We start from the raw sequence: 19,341 nt of genomic DNA on the forward strand, positions 1-19,341 counted from the left end.
GCCTCAATAGCCCCCCTTCGACAGGCGCAGGACGCGGGGATCTATCCGCACGGACGATCGCGACACGGCATCGATATTGAGCTGGAAATTGAGCGCTTGCGGCGTGAAGAGCAGGCAGAACATCGCCCCGCTGCGGCAATCGGCATCGGCCTCCGCAATCGTCACCACCGCCGCGCCCCGCGCCGCCGTCAACAGCCGCCGATTGTCGAGCGCCGCCATCCGACCGATATACAGCGCATCACACTGCGTCGCTGCGCCCGGATCAGGCAAGCGGCTCACCTGCACGCGCGCGCCGTTGGACAGGCTGATCTCGTCCAGTTGCCCGGCATGATCGGCCATGCCGACGACGCACAGATGCACCAGCGGTTTTTCAACAGGCCAGCGGGTGAATTCCAGTATCGCGTCGGTCATCCGCGCCGCGCCTGCTGCCATACGGTCCGGCCCCGACCCCAGCGGCATCATGGCTGGCTGGAACACCGGCACTGCCATCGCCGCGATCGGCGCCAGCAGCAGAAGCCAAAACAGCAGAAGTCGCAATCCCCGCCCCAACCCAGCGGGCCATGATCCGGCCCGACGCTTAGTTAATCAGCCGTAAAAATCGTCCAATCTGTGGCGAAGTCAACCACTTGTGACGATATCGTTCCGATATTGGCGGATATTCGATCAATCCGTGGCCGAAACATCACGCTCCCGCGCCAGCAGCGCCTGCTTCCTTTCCACGCCCCAGGCATAGCCGCCCGCAGTGCCGTCGCTGCGCAGGACGCGGTGACAGGGGATGAGGACCGCGAGCGCATTGTCGCCGCAGGCACTCCCCGCGGCCCGCACTGCGCCGGGGCGACCGATGGCCGCGGCGATCTGGCCATAGCTGCGGGTCTGCCCGGCGGGAATGGCGCGCAGCGCGGACCAGACCGCCTGCTGGAAAGCGGTGCCGCCGATATCCACGGGCAGGTCCGGCGCTCTGCCCGGATCATCGACCAGCGCCACCACCGCAGCGGATAGCCGATCGAGCGCGGCGTCGGCGGATTGCAGATCGGCATTGGGGAAGCGCGCGCGCAATGCCGCCTCGCCCTCGTCAAAGCTGATGCGGCACAGCCCCTTGTCGGTGGCGGCGACAAGCATCGGGCCAAGGCTGCTGTCGATCCTGCGCCAGCGGATGGTGACGCCACGTCCGCCCGCCTGCCAGGCGCTGGGCGTCATTCCCAGATGGGACGCCGCATCGGCATAGGCGCGGCTGGGTGCGGCATAGCCTGCCTCATAAATCGCCGCCGTCACGCTGCCGCCCGCATCGAGCGCCGCCTTCAGCCGGTCGGCCCGCAGCGTCCGTACATAGGCGGCCGGGGTCTGCCCGGTCTCGCGCTTGAACAGGCGATGGAAATGATGCGGGGCGTAACCGACATGGGCGGCAATCGCGTCGAGCCGGGGCGCGTCCTCCGCAGCCTCGATCAGGGCGATCGCGGCCGCCACCGCCCGCTGGTCCCGCCCGATTTCGTCCGGGCGGCAGCGCAGGCAGGCGCGGAAACCTGCCGCGCGCGCCGCAGCGGGATCGGGCAGGAAGCTCATATTCTCACGCTTCGGGTGGCGCGCGGCGCAGCTGGGCTTGCAATAGATGCCAGTGGTGGCGACGCAGCCCACGAACCGCCCGTCCATCGCCCGGTCACGGCGCAACACCGCCGCCCAGCACTGGTCGGGATCGGGCATCAGGGGCGCCGGAGCGATCGAGGCGGCGGACAGGCGGATCATCTGGTTCATGGGTTATGGGATAAAGCGAAACCGCTGGCCATGCTTCCCGCGCCTTGCGCTCAAAAAAACCACGCACTTTTCCCGATTGCGCAACGCCCGCCTTCGCATATGTATGCGCCCCATATGATCGCTCTTTTCCGCTTCATCCTCCTGGCGCTCGCCCTTGCCGCGCCGGTCGCCTCCCATGCCGAGCAGCAGGACATCGCCGCTGCCGCGCGCGGCGTGGTGCGTGTCGTGCTGGTCGCGACCGATGGCAGCGAGGCCTATTTCGTCGGCCATGGCAGCGGGCTGGCCGTCGCGCCCGACAAGATATTGACCAACGCCCATGTCGTGGAACTGGCGCGCGAGGAGAAGAATCTCGTCATCGGCGTCATCCCGTCCGAAGGGGCCAAGACCTATGGCGGGCGGATCATCGCCTTTTCACCGGGCAACGACCTCGCCCTCATCCAGCTGGAACAGGGCAGCCTGCCGGTCAGCACTTTCTATGCCGGGGCCGTGACCGATGGCCAGCATGTCACCGCGATCGGCTATCCCGGCACGGTCGATCGGGCGCAGGGGCTGGGCCTCAAGCAGATGGTCGAGCCGGTGGCGACGGTCAAAACCAACGGCAACATATCGGCGGGCCGCGCCAGCCGCAGCTTCGACACATTGCTGCACACTGCGCCGCTTGCTGCCGGAAACAGCGGCGGGCCGCTGGTCGATGATTGCGGCCGGGTGCTGGGGGTCAACAGCTTCGGGTCGGTATCCGACGGCAGCGACGCGGAATTCGGCTTTGCCGTATCCTGGCGCGAAATCGCCTCCTTCCTGCGGCAGGCAGGCGTGTCGTCGCTCCATACCGTCGTGCCGTGCCGCTCCTTTGCCGACGCCGATTCGGCCGAAGCCGCCATCCTCCAGCGCGAATCGGCGATGAGCGAGCAGAAGCTGCGCGCCAGCGACAGTGCGCGCCAACAGGCGATGGATCGCGCCCGCGATACTGCCGAGCGGGAGGTCATTTCCGCCCGCGAAAACGCCATGGCCGGGGCCGCCGTGCTGTTGGCGCTGGCCGTGCTGGGCCTGGGCGCTGGCGGGCTGTTCTACAGCCAGAAGCGTGAGAAACATGCGACCTGGGCGCTTGCGACCGGCGGTTTGCTACTGTTCGGCGCGCTGGGGCTGTTCTTCTTCAAACCCAGCTTCGCCAGCATCGACGAGAAGGTCGCCGTGGCGCAGGACGGGGGCGTCGTCAGCAATGCCGCCTTCGCCTGGGCAGGCGACAATATCTGCAAGGTCGACATAGCGCGAAGCCGCCTGACCCTGTCGCAACCCAATGATATCGGCTTTAACTGGGCCGAAGGCGGGTGCGTCAATGGCGACACCCAATATGTCGCCAGCGGCACCGGATGGCAGCGCGTCACCATCCCGGCGGACGGCCATTATCTGGCCTCCAGCCGGTTCGATCCGGTCAATGGCGTGCTGCGCGTCGATCGCTGGCTGCCCGATGGGGATACGATGGCCAAGGCGCGGGCTTTGGTGGGCGACAAGCCGATTCCCGCCTGTGGCAGCGACCCGGAGGCTCTGGCCCGGATCGCCGCGCTGCAATCGCAAATGGCAGCCTTGGTCCCGGCCCAGCCCAATGAGCGGATTGTCTATCATTGCCAGAAAGGTCGGCTTGCTCCGGCCGATCCCGCACAATAGTCGATTCGCGCTCACAGAAAAACTCAGTCAAATGCCAGTGATTTCGCACTATTGACGGAATCGCGCAGCATGACTTGCATAGTCATAATCGCGCTGCTAACCGGCCCCACAACAAGGGGGACGGGCGTAACTGCTCCCCCCCTCTTTGCATGACCGGCACATCAAATGGAGGACGGTAAGCGCGTGGAGACTACCGGCGGTATACAGGCCAGCCTCAGCGGCCGCTACGCGGTTGCGCTGTTCGATCTGGCACGCGACGGCCAATCGCTCGACACCGTGGCGGAAAGCCTTGCCGCGTTGAAGGCGGCGATTGCCCAATCGCCTGATTTCAAAGCGCTTATCAACAGCCCCGTGCTGAGCCGCGATGCGTCTGGCAAGACGATCGGTGCAGTCGCATCCTCTATGGGGATCGATCCCCTGACCACGAAATTTCTGGGCGTGCTTGCCGGGAACCGCCGGCTTGGCCAGCTTCCCGCCGTCATCCGCGCCTATGAAACCCTGCTGTCGAATCACAAGGGCGAGGCCCGCGCCGAAGTCACCAGCGCGCATCCGCTGACCAAGACGCAGATCACGGCGCTGGGCAAAAGTCTGCGCGCCCGTGTCGGCCGCGACGTCGCCGTCGATGCCAAGGTTGACCCCGCGATCCTGGGCGGGCTGGTCGTCAAGATCGGCAGCCAGATGATCGACAGCTCCATTCGTACCCGTTTGAATAGTCTCGCTATGGCGATGAAAGGCTGAACATGGATATCAACGCCGCAGAAATTTCGAAGGTCATCAAGGACCAGATCGCCAATTTCGGCACCGAAGCGCAGGTTAGCGAAGTCGGTTCCGTGCTGACCGTGGGTGACGGCATCGCCCGCGTCCACGGCCTCGACAACGTCCAGGCGGGCGAAATGGTCGAATTCGCCAACGGGATCCAGGGCATGGCGCTGAACCTGGAAGCCGACAATGTCGGCGTCGTGATCTTTGGCTCGGACAGCGAGATCAAGGAAGGCGACACCGTCAAGCGCACCGGCACCATCGTCGACGTTCCCGTCGGCAAGGGTCTGCTGGGTCGCGTCGTGGATGGCCTTGGCAATCCCATCGACGGCAAGGGTCCGATCGTATCCGACCAGCGTATGCGCGTCGAGCGCAAGGCGCCCGGCATCATCCCGCGCACCTCGGTCCACGAACCCGTGCAGACCGGCCTGAAGGCGATCGACACGCTCGTCCCCGTCGGCCGTGGCCAGCGCGAACTGATCATCGGCGATCGCCAGACCGGCAAGACCGCCGTCGCGATCGACACGTTCATCAACCAGAAGGCCGCAAACGCTGGCGATGACGAGAGCAAGAAGCTCTACTGCATCTATGTCGCGATCGGCCAGAAGCGCTCGACCGTCGCGCAGATCGTCAAGCAGCTCGAAGAAAATGGCGCGATGGAATATTCGATCGTCGTCGCCGCGACCGCTTCGGAGCCCGCCCCGCTCCAGTATCTCGCGCCCTACACCGGCGTGACCATGGGCGAGTATTTCCGCGACAATGGCATGCACGCGGTCATCGTCTATGACGATCTCTCCAAGCAGGCCGTGGCCTATCGCCAGATGTCGCTGCTGCTGCGTCGTCCTCCGGGCCGTGAAGCCTATCCGGGCGACGTGTTCTATCTGCACAGCCGCCTGCTGGAGCGCGCGGCCAAGATGAACAGCGACAATGGCTCCGGTTCGCTGACCGCGCTGCCGATCATCGAAACCCAGGCGGGCGACGTGTCGGCCTATATCCCGACCAACGTGATCTCGATCACCGACGGCCAGATCTTCCTGGAAACCAACCTCTTCTACCAGGGCATCCGTCCGGCCATCAACGTCGGTCTCTCGGTGTCGCGCGTCGGTTCCGCCGCGCAGACCAAGGCGATGAAGAAGGTGTCCGGCTCGATCAAGCTGGAGCTGGCCCAGTATCGCGAAATGGCGGCCTTCGCCCAGTTCGGGTCTGACCTCGACGCATCGACCCAGAAGCTGCTGAACCGTGGTGCGCGCCTGACCGAACTGCTCAAGCAGGCGCAATTCTCGCCCCTGCCCTTCGAAGAGCAGACCGCGTCGATCTTCGCTGGCACCAACGGCTATCTCGACAGCGTCGCTGTCAAGGACGTGACCCGCTACGAAGAGCTGATGCTGGCCTATCTGCGCCACGATCATGCCGACGTGCTGACCACGATCCGCGACACCAAGGATCTGGGCGACGACGCCAAGGGCAAGCTGAAGGCCGCGCTCGACAGCTTCGGCAAGACGTTCGCGTAACATAAGCCCTCTCCCTTGAGGGAGAGGGTTGGGTGAGGGTGTGCGACGCCGATGGGGCGGACCACCCTCTCCTAGTTCAACTAGGCGGCAAGCCGCCAAGTTTCACTACCTCTCCCTCAAGGGAGAGGGAAACACGGGATTGAGATGGCTAGCCTCAAAGAACTGAAGATCCGCATCGGGTCGGTCAAATCGACCCAGAAGATCACCAAGGCGAAGCAGATGGTCGCCGCCGCGAAGCTGCGCAAGGCGCAAGCCGCAGCGGAAGCCGCGCGCCCCTATAGCAGCCGTCTGGAAGCCGTCGTCGCCTCGCTCGCCTCGAAAATTGCGGGCGGTTCGGGCGAAGGCGCATCGCCGCTGCTGGCTGGCACCGGCAAGGATGACGTGCATCTGCTGGTCGTCGCCAACTCCGACCGTGGCCTTGCTGGCGCGTTCAACGCCAACATCGTCAAGGCCGCGCGCGCCAAGGCTGATGAGCTGATCGAGCAGGGCAAGACGGTGAAATTCTACCTGATCGGTCGCAAGGGCCGTCCGGTGATCAACCGCATGTATCCCGGCCAGATCGTCGCCCAATATGACACGACCGGCGCGAAGCAGCCCGGCTATGATCAGGCGCACGCCATCGCGGGCGAGCTGACGGACATGTATCTGAACGGCAAGTTCGACGTCGCGCACCTCTTCTACTCGCGCTTCAAGTCGGCGCTGGCGCAGATCCCGACCGAACAGCAGATCATCCCGGTCAAGATCCCCGCTGACGCTGACCGCAACGCCATCGCTGCGACGGTCGAATATGAACCGAGCGAGGAAGGGATCCTGGACGACCTGCTGCCGCGCAACGTCGCGATCCAGCTGTTCAAGGCGCTGCTGGAGAATAACGCATCCGAACAGGGCGCGTCGATGACCGCGATGGACAACGCCACGCGCAACGCAGGCGACCTGATCAACAAGCTGACGATCCAGTATAACCGCAGCCGCCAGGCCGCGATCACCACCGAACTCGTTGAAATCATTTCGGGCGCTGAAGCCCTCTAAGCACACGCACGCAAGGAAGCAGTCATGGCAACCACCAACAATGTAGGCCGCATTTCGCAGGTCATCGGCGCTGTCGTCGACGTGACCTTCCCCGATGCGCTCCCGTTCATTCTTTCGGCGCTGGAAACCAGCAATAACGGCCAGCGCCTGGTGCTGGAAGTCGCCCAGCATCTGGGTGAAAACACCGTCCGCACCATCGCGATGGATTCGACCGAAGGTCTGACCCGTGGCCAGGAAGTGACCGACACCGGCGCGCAGATCAGCGTCCCCGTCGGCCCCGCCACGCTCGGCCGCATCCTGAACGTCGTTGGCGAACCCATTGACGAGCGCGGCCCGGTCGCGACCGAAATGCGCTCGCCGATCCATGCCAAGGCGCCTGAGTTCGTCGATCAGTCGACCGAAAGCTCGATCCTGGTCACCGGCATCAAGGTCATCGACCTTCTCGCCCCTTACGCGAAGGGCGGCAAGATCGGCCTGTTCGGCGGCGCGGGCGTCGGCAAGACGGTTCTCATTCAGGAACTGATCAACAACATCGCCAAGGGCCATGGCGGCACGTCGGTGTTCGCAGGCGTGGGTGAGCGGACCCGCGAGGGCAACGATCTCTATCACGAATTCCTCGACGCGGGCGTCATCGCCAAGGATGCCGACGGCAATGCCATCTCCGAAGGCTCCAAGGTTGCCCTCGTTTACGGCCAGATGAACGAGCCGCCGGGCGCGCGCGCCCGCGTCGCCCTGTCGGGTCTGACCATCGCGGAATATTTCCGCGACGTCGAAAATCAGGACGTGCTGTTCTTCGTCGACAACATCTTCCGCTTCACCCAGGCAGGTGCGGAAGTGTCCGCTCTGCTCGGCCGTATTCCTTCGGCCGTGGGCTATCAGCCGACCCTGTCGACCGACATGGGCCAGTTGCAGGAACGCATCACCTCCACCAACAAGGGGTCGATCACCTCGGTGCAGGCCGTGTACGTCCCCGCGGACGATTTGACCGATCCGGCGCCCGCGACCTCGTTCGCGCATCTTGATGCGACGACCGTTCTCAACCGCGCCATTTCGGAGCTGGGCATCTACCCGGCGGTCGATCCGCTCGACTCCACCAGCCGCGTGCTGGAGCCGCGCACCGTGGGCCAGGAACATTATGACACCGCCCGCGCGGTCCAGTCGATCCTGCAAAAGTACAAGTCGCTGCAGGACATCATCGCCATTCTGGGCATGGACGAGCTGTCCGAAGAGGATAAGCTGACCGTCGCCCGCGCGCGCAAGATCCAGAAGTTCCTGTCGCAGCCCTTCCACGTCGCCGAAGTCTTTACCGGCATCAGCGGCAAGTTCGTGGCGGTCGAGGACACGGTCAAATCGTTCAAGGCGGTGGTCGATGGCGAATATGACCATCTGCCCGAAAACGCCTTCTACATGGTCGGCGGCATCGACGAGGCCATCGAAAAGGCCAAGAAGCTGGCTGCCGAAGCGGCGTAAATCCAAATTCCCCTCCCGCTTGCGGGAGGGGTTAGGGGAGGGCCTGTCATGGGCGATCCCTGACCAACATCCCCTCCCCCGACCCCTCCCTAAAGGGAGGGGGGAGTAAGAAAAATGGCACTGCATTTTGAACTCGTGACCCCCGAAAAGCTCTTCCGGTCGGAGGATGTCTATCAGGTCGTGGTGCCCGGCACCGATGGCGACTTCGGCGTGCTGGAGGGTCATGCCCCCTTCATGTCGACCGTGCGCGACGGCAGCATCCAGATCTACGCGACCGCAGGCTCCACGCCGGAAATCATCCCGGTCGAAGGCGGCTTTGCCGAGGTCAATGAAAAGGGTCTGACGGTCCTGGCCGAAAAAGCCGGCTGATCACGGCACCTGACTACCGGCCCGACGCGGCACGGTCATCCAGAGGGGCGCTCGACAGCGCCCCTTTTTGTTGGAAGGTCACTCGTAAAAGGGCCGGATTTCGATTTCGCTGGGTCCGGGCATCGGGTTGGGGCAACGCTTGGCCCAGGCGACCGCTTCGTCCATGTCCGCGACATTCCAGAGCCAGAAACCGGCCACCTGATCGCGGCTGGGCAGGAACGGCCCGTCGATCACCATGCGGTCCACGCCGTCGAACGCGATCCGCTTGCCCTGCGACGTGGGGGTCAGGCCATCGGCGGCAACCCATATGCCAGCGTCGCGCAAGGCGTCATTATAGCGACCCATCGCCGCCATCATCTCGCTCGTCCAGGGTTCGGGGAACAGGCCGGTTTCGCTATCCGGCGTCGCCTTCACCAGCACCATCACACGCATTGCTTGCCTCCCGATCGCTCATGTCAGTCTCCGCAATCGGCGGACGGGCCGCAACAATTTTTACGCATCATCAATCGCCGATTGCCGCGCCGCCGCATCATCGCGAGCTGCTCACCGGCCTTATCGCTAGCGCCCTGCTGCACATGCCGGTCGATTATGCTCGGATCGATCGGCACCAGCCCGACGCGCCGGAATATCTGCCCGCAGGATTCGACGCTTCGCTCGCGAGCCACGGCCCGCTGATCCGCTTTTACGCCCGGCCCGGCACCTATCGCATCGAACGGGTGCGGCTGTGGCAGGAAAAAGTCGGCGCGGCGATCAGCCTGATCGCGCTGTTGGGGCTGGCGCTGCTGATCCGTCGCCGGGCCATTAGCCATTTGTCAAAGTTTCCATCTTATTCACCTTCCCAAGCCCTATCTGATCGGCCTTCTTTCGGGCGGCTTCGATCGCGAATTACTGGCGGAGAGCTATGAGCGCCTTTGGACGGAAAAATGGACCTGCTGGCATCAAGCCCGGCTTTGGCGTCGCCCGGCCGATGCAGGGCGGAAGCGCGCCCAAGGACGAACCGCGCGGCGGTGACCAGTTCCCCCCGCTCGATATCGCAGCCCTGCCCGGCGAAACCAGCTTCGATCCGCTCACCGCGCCGACCAGCCAGATGCAGCGCAATGCCGACGCGATCCAGCGCCTGTCCGACCGCGCCAATCACGAGCATGTGGCTGACGCGGGGCCGCAGGGCTTTGAAGCCAGCGTCCACAAGATCAAGGAACAGGTGCTTCCCCGCCTGCTGGAGCGCGTCGATCCTGAAGCCGCCGCCACCCTGACCAAGGATGAACTGGCCGAGGAATTCCGCCCGATCATCATGGAAGTGCTGGCGGAGCTGAAGCTGACCCTCAACCGGCGCGAACAGTTCGCGCTGGAAAAAGTGCTGGTCGACGAATTGCTGGGCCTGGGGCCGCTGGAAGAATTGCTGTCCGACCCGGACGTGACCGACATCATGGTCAACGGCCCGGACCAGACCTATATCGAAAAAAAGGGCAAGCTGATGATTGCCCCGATCAAGTTTCGGGACGAGGAGCATCTGTTCCAGATCGCGCAGCGGATCGTCAGCAAGGTCGGCCGCCGCGTCGACCAGACCACGCCGCTGGCCGACGCCCGCCTGCCCGACGGCAGCCGCGTCAACGTCATCGTGCCGCCGCTGTCCTTGCGCGGCACCGCCATCTCGATTCGTAAATTTTCGGCCAAGCCGATCACCATCGACATGCTGGCCCAATGGGGCGCGATGAGCCCCAAGATGGCGACCGCGCTCAAGATCGCTGGCGCCTGCCGTTTCAACATCGTCATTTCGGGCGGCACCGGTTCGGGCAAGACGACGATGCTCAATGCCCTGTCGAAGATGATCGATCCGGGTGAGCGCGTGCTGACGATCGAGGACGCCGCCGAATTGCGGTTGCAACAGCCGCACTGGCTGCCGCTGGAAACCCGCCCGGCCAATCTGGAGGGCAATGGTGCCATCACCATCGGCGATCTGGTCAAGAACGCCCTGCGTATGCGCCCGGATCGGATCATCCTGGGCGAAATTCGTGGCGCGGAATGTTTCGATCTGCTCGCCGCGATGAATACGGGCCATGACGGCTCCATGTGTACGCTCCACGCCAACAGCCCGCGTGAGTGCCTGGGCCGTATGGAAAATATGATCCTGATGGGGGACATTAAAATCCCCAAGGAAGCCATTTCCAAGCAGATCGCCGACTCGGTCGATCTGATCATCCAGGTCAAGCGTCTGCGCGACGGTTCGCGCCGCATCACCAACGTGACCGAGGTGATCGGCATGGAAGGCGACGTCATCGTCACCCAGGAATTGTTCAAGTTCGAATATCATGACGAGGATGACAGCGGCAAGATCGTCGGCGAATATCGGTCGATGGGCCTGCGTCCCTACACGCTGGACAAGGCGCGCATGTTCGGCTTCGACCAGCCTTTCCTGGAAGCCTGCCTGTAAAACCAAATCACGTTGATTGTGACTCATCTCCCCTCCCCGGCGGGGAGGGTTGATTGGAGTCACGCGCCTCCAATCAAGGGGAGGGGGAACGAGGCGAAGCCGAGCGTCCACGCTGGCCACAGCACACCCCCACCCAACCTCCCCCTCAAGGGGGAGGAGTCCTACTGCTCCAGATCATCGCAGGTTGGTATAAGAAAACATGGCTGGTGGGGATTTCCCCTCCAGCCCCTTGCTTCCACTCGCTACGACCGGCACACCCCTCTCCTGACCTATCATGAGAGGACTGCCGATGAACCGTCTCGCCCGTGCCGGACTGCTGCTGACCGGCCTTGCCCTGCCCGCTTTGCCCTTGCTGGCCCAACATGCCGGCCATGGCGATCATGCCGCGCACAAGGCGGCAGACCCGATTGCCACCGCCGTCGCCGCGTCCAGTCGCACGCCAACCAATGTCCTGCGCGACAAATATCGCCACCCGGCCGAAACATTGGCCTTTTTCGGTGTGACGCCGACCCAGACAGTGGTGGAATATGCGCCCAGCGGTGGCTGGTACACCGAAATACTCGCGCCCCTGCTGCGTGATCAGGGCAAATTCTACGCGCTGCAACCCACCGGCCGCTATCTGGACGGCTACAAGACATTCCTGGCCGCCAAACCCGCCGTCTATGACAAGGTGACGGTGGTCGCCTATCCCGAAGCGACCGCGACGATCCCCGCCAACAGCGTGGACACGGTGCTGACCTTCCGCAATGTCCATAATATGGTGATGGGCGGGACGGAGGCGGCGACCTTTGCGGCCTTCTTCGCCATGCTCAAGCCCGGCGGCACGCTGGGCGTGGTCGATCATCGCCTGCCCGAAACCCGCGACAGCGCGCTGGAAAAGACGAGCGGCTACCTCAAAGTCTCGACCATCCGCCGCATCGCTGAGGCCGCCGGTTTCACCTATGTCGGCGCGTCGGAAGTGAACGCCAATCCCAAGGATACTGCGGATTGGGCCAAGGGCGTATGGACCCTGCCCCCGACGCTGAACCAGAAGGATGTCGATCGCGACAAATATCTGGCCATTGGCGAGAGCGACCGCATGACGCTCAAATTCATCAAGCCGCTGTAATAGACCCTAACCGGTTGCGCCACGGCGCAACCGGGCTAAGGCGGAGCGGTGACGCCGTCCCCGCCCCAGCCCCGACTGCATCGGCCGCTTTTTGCCATCGGGCTGCGGCTGGCTGCTGTGGTCTGCCTGTCGATCATGTTCGTGACCGTGCGGGTGGTCGATGGACGGGGCGTCCATGTCGTCGAATCGCTGTTCTATCGCCAGGCGCTCGCCCTGCCCTTCGTGCTGGGCTGGGTGGCGATGGCCGATGGACTGCGCACCGTGCGCACCAACCGCATCCGCGTCCATGCCAGCCGGATGATGCTGGGGCTGACCGGTATGTTGCTCAATTTCCTGTCCTATATCCTGTTGCTACCCGCCGAAGCCGCAACGATCGGCTTTACCATGCCAATTTTCGGCACGATCCTGTCGGCGCTGATCCTGCGGGAGGCGACGGGCATCCATCGCTGGGCCGCCGTGCTGATCGGCTTTGCCGGGGTGCTGGTGATAGTCCGGCCCGATGCCGGCCATTTCCCGCTACTAGGCGTCGCGGTCGCCATCGGCGCCGCCTTCGTAACGGCCAGCGTCAGCCTGGTGCTGCGCGAACTGGGCCGTACCGAAAGCGCGGGCGTGGTCGTGTTCTGGTTCAGCGCGCTGTCGATGATCCCGCTGGGCATCGCCATGCCCTTCTTCGCGCAGATGCATGATCCGGTCACATGGGGTCTGTTGCTGCTGATCGGCCTGTTCGGCGGCATCGCCCAGATTTGCCTGACGGCGGCGCTGCGCTGGGCGCCAGTCTCCGTCGTACTGCCGATGGATTATAGCACGATCATCTGGACGACGCTGCTGGGCCTTGCCATCGGCGAGCCATGGCCGCTGGCGACGACCTGGATCGGGGCAAGCCTGATCATCGCCAGCGGTCTCTATATTGCCTGGCGCGAACATGTCCGCGGCAAAGCGGCGGTGCCTACGACATCAGCTCTGCATCCAGACTGATGTCGGCCTTCAGCAATTTGGAAATGGGGCAATTGGCCTTGGCCTTTGCCGCCAGATCCTGAAATGTCGCATCATCCACGCCGGGGATGCTCGCCTTGAGCGTCAGATGGCTGGCGGTGACGGCAAATCCATCGTCCAGCTTTTCCAGCGTGACGACCGCCTTCGTATCCATCTTGGATGCGGTCAGCCCGGCTTCACCCAGGATCAGCGACAGCGCCATGGTGAAGCAGGAGGCGTGGGCCGCGGCGATCAGTTCTTCGGGGTTGCTGCCCGGCACACCTTCAAAACGGGTAGCAAATCCATAGGGATAGGCGTCCAGCGCGCCGCTCTGGGTCGATATCGCGCCCTTGCCGTCCTTCAGCCCGCCGCTCCATACTGCTGATCCACTGCGATTGATCTTCATGACTCTATCTCCTGCTCTTGCCGACAAGGAACCCGCAGGCACCCCCGTGGTTGCATCCTTATGATCCTTCTTGTGCAGGAGAGTGACAATGTCTGACATGGCAATGACAAATCATGGAGCCAAACATAGCGAACTGATCGCGTCGGACCGGGTAGAGGGTACTGCCGTCTATAACCGGCAGGGCGAAAAGCTTGGCAAAATCTCCAACTTCATGGTCGACAAGGCGTCAGGGCAGGTCCGTTATGCGGTATTGTCCTTTGGCGGCTTTCTGGGGATGGGGCATGACCATTATCCCCTGCCCTGGTCGATGCTGAACTATGACACGCAGCAGGGCGGCTATGTGGTCGAACTCGACCGCAAGGTGCTGGAGGAAGCCCCGCGCCACATGGCCGACGAACGCCCCGATTATGACGATGGCTATGGCCGCAACGTCTATCAATATTATGGTCTGATCTACCCCTGGTAGGGGCTGGCGGGCGGACGGGTGGCAGCATCAGAGCCGCCTGCCCGCCCCCGCCTTCCGGTCGCCCAGATTTCGACACATTTTGTCGCTTGCCCATTGTCTACCATAAGAATAGAATTATCCTCATGTCCTGGATAGACAGGATGAGGATCAGACCATGGAGCGATTCGGATTTTCGGGTGACACGCGCCAGCCGGTCGTGCTGACCATCCCTGGCCTGAACAATAGCGGGCCGGGCCATTGGCAAAGCCTGTGGGAGGAAACACGCGGCGATTGCGAACGGGTTGATCTGGGCAGCTGGGCCAGCCCCAACCGCAATGCCTGGGTCACGCGGCTGGACGCAGCGATCCGCGCCGCCAACGGCCCGGTCATCCTGGCCGCACACAGTCTGGGCTGCATGGCCGTCGCCTGGTGGGGCGCGTTGCAGAGCCAGGCCTATGGCTGGCCCGTAACCGGCGCGCTGCTGGTTGCGCCGCCCGATTGCGACCGGATGGAAACGCCCGAAACGATCGGCGGCTTTGGCCCTACTCCACGCGCGCCGCTGCCCTTCCCGTCCATCCTGGTGGCCAGCCGGGACGACCCTTATATCTTCTTCGAGCGCGCCCACAGCATCGGCAAATATTGGGGCAGCGAATTTGTGGATGCGGGCCATGTCGGCCATATCAACGCCGATTCGGGCCTTGGCGAATGGAGTTTTGGGCAGGGGCTGCTCGAACGGCTGATCGACAATGCGCAGGAACAGGTATCGGCCATGCGCCAGTCCCGTCCCGCCATTCCGCTGGCGCGGCAGACGCTGACCTCTGCGGGCCTTCGCGCCCATTTGTGATCTTTGAACCCCAAGGGGCGCGACAAGAGAAACTTGAGCGCCCCTTATATTTACTTTTTTGTCTATCAATCTAGTTGAGATAATGTGCGGAAAGAGGTTACGCATGACAGACACAAGACCAACTGACTTCCGCAACGGCCGCACCGACACACAACGGTCCGACATCACGATCAGCATCGACAAGGTGCGCGGCGTGCTGGCGGGTTTGAAATTCGGATCGATCACGCTGACCGTCCATGACGCCCGCGTGGTCCAGATCGATGTCACCGAAAAGACGCGCCTGACCAGCTGACAGCGGAAGGCGCGCAACACGGGGCTACCGGGTCGCCATGACCCATGCGGCAAGGGGGTGAGCCGCACTATTGAGCGTCACCCTAAAGAGTACAGGCTTTGACCGGACCACCGGAAACGCCGCGATCGACTAAACACCGGACCGCCGGAAAAAGGGGACCAATATGATTGCGCGTTTTCTGTTGCTTGCCAGCGTGGCAAGCGCTTCCTTCATCACGCCTGCCGCCTTTGCGCAGGACGCCACGCCGCAGCCGGTCGACCCGGCCGCCGAAACGCAGAACCCGCGCAGCGACGTCATCGTCGTGACCGCCCGCCGCCGTCAGGAAACCGCGCAGGAAGTGCCGCTGGCCATTTCCGTGGTTCGTGGCGACAGCATTGAAGCGACCGGCAATTTCAACATCGTCAAGCTGCAACAGCTCGCACCGACGCTGCAGGTCTATACGACCAACCCGCGCAACACGTCGGTCAACATTCGTGGCCTTGGCGTGCCATTCGGCCTCACCAGCGACGGCTTTGAACAGGGCGTCGGCATCTATGTCGACGACGTTTATAACAGCCGCGTTGCCGCCGCGACCTTCGACTTCCTCGACGTCGCGCAGGTCGAAGTGCTGCGCGGGCCACAGGGTACGCTTTATGGCAAGAACACCACGGCAGGCGCGATCAACATCACGACCAACCAGCCGACCTTCAATTTTGAGGGCCGCGCCGAACTGACCGTCGGCAACCTCAACCTCAAACAGGCAAAGGCCGCTGTTTCCGGTCCTCTGTCCGACACGGTCGCCGTGCGCATCGCCATGGCATCGACCAGCCGTCGCGGCACCCTGTTCAACACCACCAGCGATCGCTGGATCAACGAGCAGGACAATCTGGGCATTCGTGGCCAGTTGCTGTTCAAGCCGAGTGAAGATTTCAGCATCACCCTGTCGGGGGATTACAGCAAGCAGGATCCTGAATGCTGCGGCACCGCCTTCGTCCGCGTCGGGCGCACGCAGCGCGCGCTGACCCGCCAATATGACGCGCTGGTCGCTGCGGTCAACGCCGCCAATCCCGGTCGCAACTACGCGGCCAGCCGCAATGTCTATGACCGCCGGACCGATCTCGACTCCAGTCTGAACGCGGGCAACAAGATTGGCGGCGTATCGGCCAAGATCAAATGGAATGTCGGCCCCGGCACGCTGACGTCGGTCACCGCCTGGCGTTTCTGGGACTGGAAGCCGGAAAATGACCGCGATTTTACCGGCCTGTCGATCGTCTCGAAATCGCAAAACCCCTCGCAGCAGGACCAGTATAGCCAGGAATTCCGCTATAATTACGAAAGCCAGGATGTCGATTTCGTGCTGGGCCTGTTCGGCTTCAAGCAGCGGATCGACACCCAAGGCACCGAACAGCAGGGTGCCGATGCCAGCCGCTGGAGCCTGACCGGTACGCAGGCGACCAACCCGGCCATCCTTCAGGGCCTGACCGCCAGCAACACCCAGTATCTCAAGGCCGACAGCGCGGCGCTGTTCGGACAGGTCAGCTGGAAAATCACCGACGCCCTGACCATCCAGCCGGGCGCGCGGGTCAATTATGACAAGAAGTCCGGCTTCTATCAGCGCGTGGTAACCAACGGCGCGGGCCAGGTCATCAGTTGCACCCCCACCCCTGCCGCCGGATCGACGCTGGCCGCCCAGTGCGGCATCTATCAGCCCCAGATCAGTGCGCCGTCCGACAGCGCATGGAACTTCACCTACGACTTCAACATCAATTACAAGATCGCCCGCGACGTGCTGGCCTATGCGACCTATGCCAAGAGCTTCAAGACGCTGGGGATCAACCAGAATGGCTTGCCGCTCAACGCCGACAATACCGTAAATCTGGATGCAGGCACGGTGAAGCCGGAATCGGTCAACCATTATGAAATCGGCCTCAAGACCCAGTTTTTCGATCGCCGGGCGACCTTCAACCTCACCGCCTTCCGCACCGATATCAAGAATTTCCAGGCAACGGTGAATGGCGGCCAGTTCGGTACGGTGCGCGGCTACCTCGCCAATGCGGGCAAGGTCCGGTCGCAGGGTATCGAGGCGGATTTCAAGATCGTCGCCAGCGATCGCTTCACCGCCTATGCCAATGGTGCCTATACCGACGCCAAATATAAGAAGTTCGTGGACGCGCCCTGCCCGCCCGAATTGTCGGGCGGCACGTTCCAGGCGGCCAATGCGACGCCGGACTATTCGCAGCCGGGCGTGCCGGGTGCGCTCAGCCCGCGCCAGTGCGACATTTCCGGTGCCGATCTGCCGGGCGTATCGAAATGGGCCTTCTCCTATGGTGCGGAGATCAACCAGCCGGTGACGCTGCTGGCGAAAGAGGGCCAAGTCTATTTCGGCGTGGACGGTAACTACCGTTCGCACTGGAACAGCAATGCCTCACCCTCGATCTACACCAATGTGAAGGGCTATGCGCTGACCAACTTCCGCGCCGGTTTCCGGGGCGAAGGGTTCGATGTGTTTGGCTGGGTCCGCAACGCGCTCGACGTCGATTATATCGAAACCCTGCAGGTCGCACCCGGCAACACCGGCCTGATCGCCGGCCAGCCCGGCGATCCGCAAACCTGGGGCGGCACGATCAAATTCAGCTTCTGATCCGCAAATTATCCAGCTCACCCCCGGCGGGGCGGCAGCAATGCCGCCCCGTTTGCGTTGTGGGGCGCCATAGACTATATATGGTCCGAATTTGATCGAGGATCACCATCATGCGCTATTCCACCCGGATCAAGCCGATCAGCTATTTCAAGGCAAATGCCGCCGAAATCCTTGCTGACCTCAGCGAGGGTGCCGAACCGATGATCCTCACCCAAAATGGTGAAGCGAAGGCCATCGTGCAGGACATTCGCGATTATGAAAAGACCCAGGAAACACTGGCGATGCTCAAGATATTGGCGTTGGGAATGGAAGATTTAAGAGCCGGTCGCACCATCCCCTGGGAACAAGCAGTGGAACAGCTGAAATCCCGGCCTCGCGCCGAAGATGACTGAAGCGCCCTACAGGGTGATCCTGACCAAGGCCGCGCACGCCGATTTGCGCGCGATCCACGCCTATATGGCAGAGGTCCGATCCGTCGAAGCGGCTGATGAACTTCTGAGCCAATTGAACGAGCGTGTTCTCGCGTTGCGGCACTATCCGCTGCGTGGGTCCATTCCGCAGGAACTGGAGGCCTCCGGCACCAAGGAGTGCAGGCAAATTGTCCATCCGCCCTATCGCCTCCTGTACAGCGTCGTGGACGACATCGTGTTGATCCTCATGATTGCCGATGGTCGTCGCGACATGCAGGCACTGCTGGGCCAGCGCCTGCTGGGCCAGTAAGACCACCCCCGCCCCTCCGGCATTTGCGCCCCGCGCCACGGTGCGGTAGAGCGCCCCCATGTCCACGACCTTCACGCTCGACACGTCGACCAGCCGCGCCACGCCCACCCCTGCGCCGATGAAGCGCCTGACCGTGCCTGCTATCCAGCGGCGCAAATTTGAGGGGAAAACCGCAGAGCCGCTGGTGATGCTGACGGCCTACACCGCGCGACAAGCGCAATTGCTCGACCCGCATTGCGACATGCTGCTGGTCGGCGATTCGCTGGGGCAGGTGATTTACGGCCTGCCCTCCACCCTCGCCGTCACGCTCGACATGATGTGCGCCCATGGCGCGGCGGTGGTGCGCGGCAGCTATCATAGCGTCGTCGTGGTCGACATGCCGTTCGGCAGCTATGAATCCTCGCCGCAACAGGCCTTCGCCAGCGCCAGCCGCATCATGGCGGAAACCGGCGCGGCGGCGGTCAAGCTGGAGGGTGGGCAGGTGATGGCGGAAACGATCGCTTTCCTCAGCCAGCGCGGCATCCCGGTCATGGCCCATGTCGGCCTGACCCCGCAGGCGGTCAACGCGCTGGGCGGCTATGGCGCGCGGGGCAAGAGCCAGGAAGAACATGCCAAGATCATGGCCGATGCCCGTGCCGTCGCGCAGGCGGGTGCCTTTGCCCTGGTGCTGGAGGGGGTGATGGAGGAACTTGCCGTTGCCATCACCGACAGCGTCGATGTGCCGGTGATCGGCATTGGCGCGTCCGCCCATTGCGACGGGCAGGTGCTGGTGACCGAAGACATGCTGGGCATGTTCGAACGGGTGCCGCGCTTCGTCAAACGCTTCGACAATATCGCGCAAACCATCACCAGCGCAGCGGAGCGTTATGCCGCCGATGTGCGGGCGCGCAGCTTTCCGACCGAAGAACAGGTGTATCGCCCGAAAAAGTGATTTGCCTGTGGCATAAGCGCCGC

General features: G+C 63.1%; 21 protein-coding genes. 17 read left to right on the forward strand and 4 right to left on the reverse strand.

The window, feature by feature from the left end; genetic code table 11:
* Nucleotides 1-3: 3 nt before the first annotated feature.
* Nucleotides 4-537 (reverse strand): regulatory sequestration protein YfiR, encoded by a 534-nt coding sequence (yfiR, locus tag ACODR8_RS00955; RefSeq protein ID WP_489005578.1) that lies wholly within the window; start codon nt 535-537, stop codon nt 4-6.
* Between the two features lie 126 nt (nt 538-663).
* Nucleotides 664-1,749, reverse strand: coding sequence for a bifunctional DNA-binding transcriptional regulator/O6-methylguanine-DNA methyltransferase Ada (ada, locus tag ACODR8_RS00960; protein WP_489005579.1), 1,086 nt, complete (start codon nt 1,747-1,749; stop codon nt 664-666).
* A 114-nt stretch (nt 1,750-1,863) separates the two neighbouring features.
* On the opposite strand from ada, the gene ACODR8_RS00965 reads away from it, so the two are divergent.
* From ACODR8_RS00965 to ACODR8_RS00990, 6 genes are all read left to right on the forward strand, one after another.
* Entirely contained in the window at nt 1,864-3,411 is a 1,548-nt protein-coding gene (locus ACODR8_RS00965) for a S1C family serine protease (protein ID WP_489005580.1), read from the forward strand.
* A 183-nt stretch (nt 3,412-3,594) separates the two neighbouring features.
* Nucleotides 3,595-4,149, forward strand: a complete 555-nt coding sequence (locus ACODR8_RS00970; protein ID WP_489005821.1) for a F0F1 ATP synthase subunit delta — start codon at nt 3,595-3,597, stop codon at nt 4,147-4,149.
* 2 nt (nt 4,150-4,151) lie between these two features.
* Nucleotides 4,152-5,681, forward strand: a complete 1,530-nt coding sequence (gene atpA / locus ACODR8_RS00975; protein ID WP_294136855.1) for a F0F1 ATP synthase subunit alpha — start codon at nt 4,152-4,154, stop codon at nt 5,679-5,681.
* Nucleotides 5,682-5,825: 144 nt separating this feature from the next.
* Complete coding sequence (locus ACODR8_RS00980; RefSeq protein WP_489005581.1) at nt 5,826-6,710, forward strand: F0F1 ATP synthase subunit gamma; 885 nt, start codon at nt 5,826-5,828, stop codon at nt 6,708-6,710.
* Between the two features lie 24 nt (nt 6,711-6,734).
* A complete protein-coding gene (atpD, locus tag ACODR8_RS00985) occupies nt 6,735-8,180 on the forward strand; it encodes a F0F1 ATP synthase subunit beta (RefSeq protein ID WP_119747278.1) in 1,446 nt (481 codons plus the stop codon).
* Between the two features lie 114 nt (nt 8,181-8,294).
* Nucleotides 8,295-8,549, forward strand: a complete 255-nt coding sequence (locus tag ACODR8_RS00990) for an ATP synthase F1 subunit epsilon (protein ID WP_006951519.1) — start codon at nt 8,295-8,297, stop codon at nt 8,547-8,549.
* A gap of 78 nt (nt 8,550-8,627) precedes the next feature.
* Here ACODR8_RS00990 and ACODR8_RS00995 read toward each other — a convergent pair whose 3' ends face one another.
* Nucleotides 8,628-8,981: a YciI family protein gene (locus tag ACODR8_RS00995; protein ID WP_489005582.1), complete on the reverse strand. Its 354-nt coding sequence runs from the start codon at nt 8,979-8,981 to the stop codon at nt 8,628-8,630.
* 20 nt (nt 8,982-9,001) lie between these two features.
* Between ACODR8_RS00995 and ACODR8_RS01000 the strand changes: the two genes are divergently transcribed.
* The 4 genes from ACODR8_RS01000 (at nt 9,002) to ACODR8_RS01015 (ending at nt 13,063) form a co-directional block, all read left to right on the forward strand.
* A complete protein-coding gene (locus ACODR8_RS01000) occupies nt 9,002-9,454 on the forward strand; it encodes a hypothetical protein (protein ID WP_489005583.1) in 453 nt (150 codons plus the stop codon).
* Nucleotides 9,451-10,980: a TadA family conjugal transfer-associated ATPase gene (locus ACODR8_RS01005; RefSeq protein ID WP_294136861.1), complete on the forward strand. Its 1,530-nt coding sequence runs from the start codon at nt 9,451-9,453 to the stop codon at nt 10,978-10,980. The genes ACODR8_RS01000 and ACODR8_RS01005 overlap by 4 nt, the downstream gene beginning before the upstream one ends.
* A 289-nt stretch (nt 10,981-11,269) precedes the next feature.
* Nucleotides 11,270-12,088: a class I SAM-dependent methyltransferase gene (locus tag ACODR8_RS01010; protein ID WP_489005822.1), complete on the forward strand. Its 819-nt coding sequence runs from the start codon at nt 11,270-11,272 to the stop codon at nt 12,086-12,088.
* Between the two features lie 48 nt (nt 12,089-12,136).
* Nucleotides 12,137-13,063, forward strand: coding sequence for a DMT family transporter (locus tag ACODR8_RS01015; RefSeq protein WP_489005584.1), 927 nt, complete (start codon nt 12,137-12,139; stop codon nt 13,061-13,063).
* Here the strand turns inward: ACODR8_RS01015 and ACODR8_RS01020 are convergent.
* Nucleotides 13,035-13,466 (reverse strand): OsmC family protein, encoded by a 432-nt coding sequence (locus ACODR8_RS01020; RefSeq protein ID WP_489005585.1) that lies wholly within the window; start codon nt 13,464-13,466, stop codon nt 13,035-13,037. The two genes, ACODR8_RS01015 and ACODR8_RS01020, sit on opposite strands and share 29 nt — an antisense overlap.
* An 88-nt stretch (nt 13,467-13,554) precedes the next feature.
* On the opposite strand from ACODR8_RS01020, the gene ACODR8_RS01025 reads away from it, so the two are divergent.
* From ACODR8_RS01025 to panB, 7 genes are all read left to right on the forward strand, one after another.
* Nucleotides 13,555-13,932 carry a PRC-barrel domain-containing protein gene (locus tag ACODR8_RS01025; protein ID WP_489005586.1) on the forward strand — a complete coding sequence of 126 codons (378 nt, stop codon included), beginning with the start codon at nt 13,555-13,557 and terminating at the stop codon, nt 13,930-13,932.
* 154 nt (nt 13,933-14,086) lie between these two features.
* Nucleotides 14,087-14,755, forward strand: coding sequence for an RBBP9/YdeN family alpha/beta hydrolase (locus ACODR8_RS01030; RefSeq protein ID WP_489005587.1), 669 nt, complete (start codon nt 14,087-14,089; stop codon nt 14,753-14,755).
* Between the two features lie 103 nt (nt 14,756-14,858).
* Complete coding sequence (locus ACODR8_RS01035) at nt 14,859-15,047, forward strand: YezD family protein (RefSeq protein ID WP_489005588.1); 189 nt, start codon at nt 14,859-14,861, stop codon at nt 15,045-15,047.
* 163 nt (nt 15,048-15,210) lie between these two features.
* A complete protein-coding gene (locus ACODR8_RS01040; protein ID WP_489005589.1) occupies nt 15,211-17,667 on the forward strand; it encodes a TonB-dependent receptor in 2,457 nt (818 codons plus the stop codon).
* A 110-nt stretch (nt 17,668-17,777) separates the two neighbouring features.
* A complete protein-coding gene (locus ACODR8_RS01045; protein ID WP_489005590.1) occupies nt 17,778-18,059 on the forward strand; it encodes a type II toxin-antitoxin system Phd/YefM family antitoxin in 282 nt (93 codons plus the stop codon).
* On the forward strand, nt 18,052-18,387 hold the full coding sequence (locus ACODR8_RS01050; protein WP_489005591.1) for a type II toxin-antitoxin system RelE/ParE family toxin: 336 nt from the start codon (nt 18,052-18,054) through the stop codon (nt 18,385-18,387). Before ACODR8_RS01045 ends, ACODR8_RS01050 begins: the two co-directional genes overlap by 8 nt.
* A gap of 58 nt (nt 18,388-18,445) precedes the next feature.
* Entirely contained in the window at nt 18,446-19,318 is an 873-nt protein-coding gene (gene panB / locus ACODR8_RS01055; protein ID WP_489005592.1) for a 3-methyl-2-oxobutanoate hydroxymethyltransferase, read from the forward strand.
* Nucleotides 19,319-19,341 lie beyond the last annotated feature (23 nt).

The sequence above is a fragment of the Sphingobium sp. FG58 genome, assembly GCF_057809055.1.

Coding starts and splice junctions, on each gene's coding strand:
- ACODR8_RS01040 (WP_489005589.1), top strand. CDS start 15,211: ATGATTGCGCGTTTTCTGTTGCTTGCCAGCGTGGCAAGCGCTTCCTTC.
- ACODR8_RS01000 (WP_489005583.1), top strand. CDS start 9,002: ATGTCAGTCTCCGCAATCGGCGGACGGGCCGCAACAATTTTTACGCAT.
- ACODR8_RS01010 (WP_489005822.1), top strand. CDS start 11,270: ATGAACCGTCTCGCCCGTGCCGGACTGCTGCTGACCGGCCTTGCCCTG.
- atpD (WP_119747278.1), top strand. CDS start 6,735: ATGGCAACCACCAACAATGTAGGCCGCATTTCGCAGGTCATCGGCGCT.
- ACODR8_RS00990 (WP_006951519.1), top strand. CDS start 8,295: ATGGCACTGCATTTTGAACTCGTGACCCCCGAAAAGCTCTTCCGGTCG.
- ACODR8_RS01020 (WP_489005585.1), bottom strand. CDS start 13,466: ATGAAGATCAATCGCAGTGGATCAGCAGTATGGAGCGGCGGGCTGAAG.
- ada (WP_489005579.1), bottom strand. CDS start 1,749: ATGAACCAGATGATCCGCCTGTCCGCCGCCTCGATCGCTCCGGCGCCC.
- panB (WP_489005592.1), top strand. CDS start 18,446: ATGTCCACGACCTTCACGCTCGACACGTCGACCAGCCGCGCCACGCCC.
- ACODR8_RS01025 (WP_489005586.1), top strand. CDS start 13,555: ATGTCTGACATGGCAATGACAAATCATGGAGCCAAACATAGCGAACTG.
- ACODR8_RS01005 (WP_294136861.1), top strand. CDS start 9,451: ATGAGCGCCTTTGGACGGAAAAATGGACCTGCTGGCATCAAGCCCGGC.
- ACODR8_RS01045 (WP_489005590.1), top strand. CDS start 17,778: ATGCGCTATTCCACCCGGATCAAGCCGATCAGCTATTTCAAGGCAAAT.
- ACODR8_RS01050 (WP_489005591.1), top strand. CDS start 18,052: ATGACTGAAGCGCCCTACAGGGTGATCCTGACCAAGGCCGCGCACGCC.
- ACODR8_RS00995 (WP_489005582.1), bottom strand. CDS start 8,981: ATGCGTGTGATGGTGCTGGTGAAGGCGACGCCGGATAGCGAAACCGGC.
- ACODR8_RS01030 (WP_489005587.1), top strand. CDS start 14,087: ATGGAGCGATTCGGATTTTCGGGTGACACGCGCCAGCCGGTCGTGCTG.
- atpA (WP_294136855.1), top strand. CDS start 4,152: ATGGATATCAACGCCGCAGAAATTTCGAAGGTCATCAAGGACCAGATC.
- ACODR8_RS00965 (WP_489005580.1), top strand. CDS start 1,864: ATGATCGCTCTTTTCCGCTTCATCCTCCTGGCGCTCGCCCTTGCCGCG.
- ACODR8_RS01035 (WP_489005588.1), top strand. CDS start 14,859: ATGACAGACACAAGACCAACTGACTTCCGCAACGGCCGCACCGACACA.
- ACODR8_RS00980 (WP_489005581.1), top strand. CDS start 5,826: ATGGCTAGCCTCAAAGAACTGAAGATCCGCATCGGGTCGGTCAAATCG.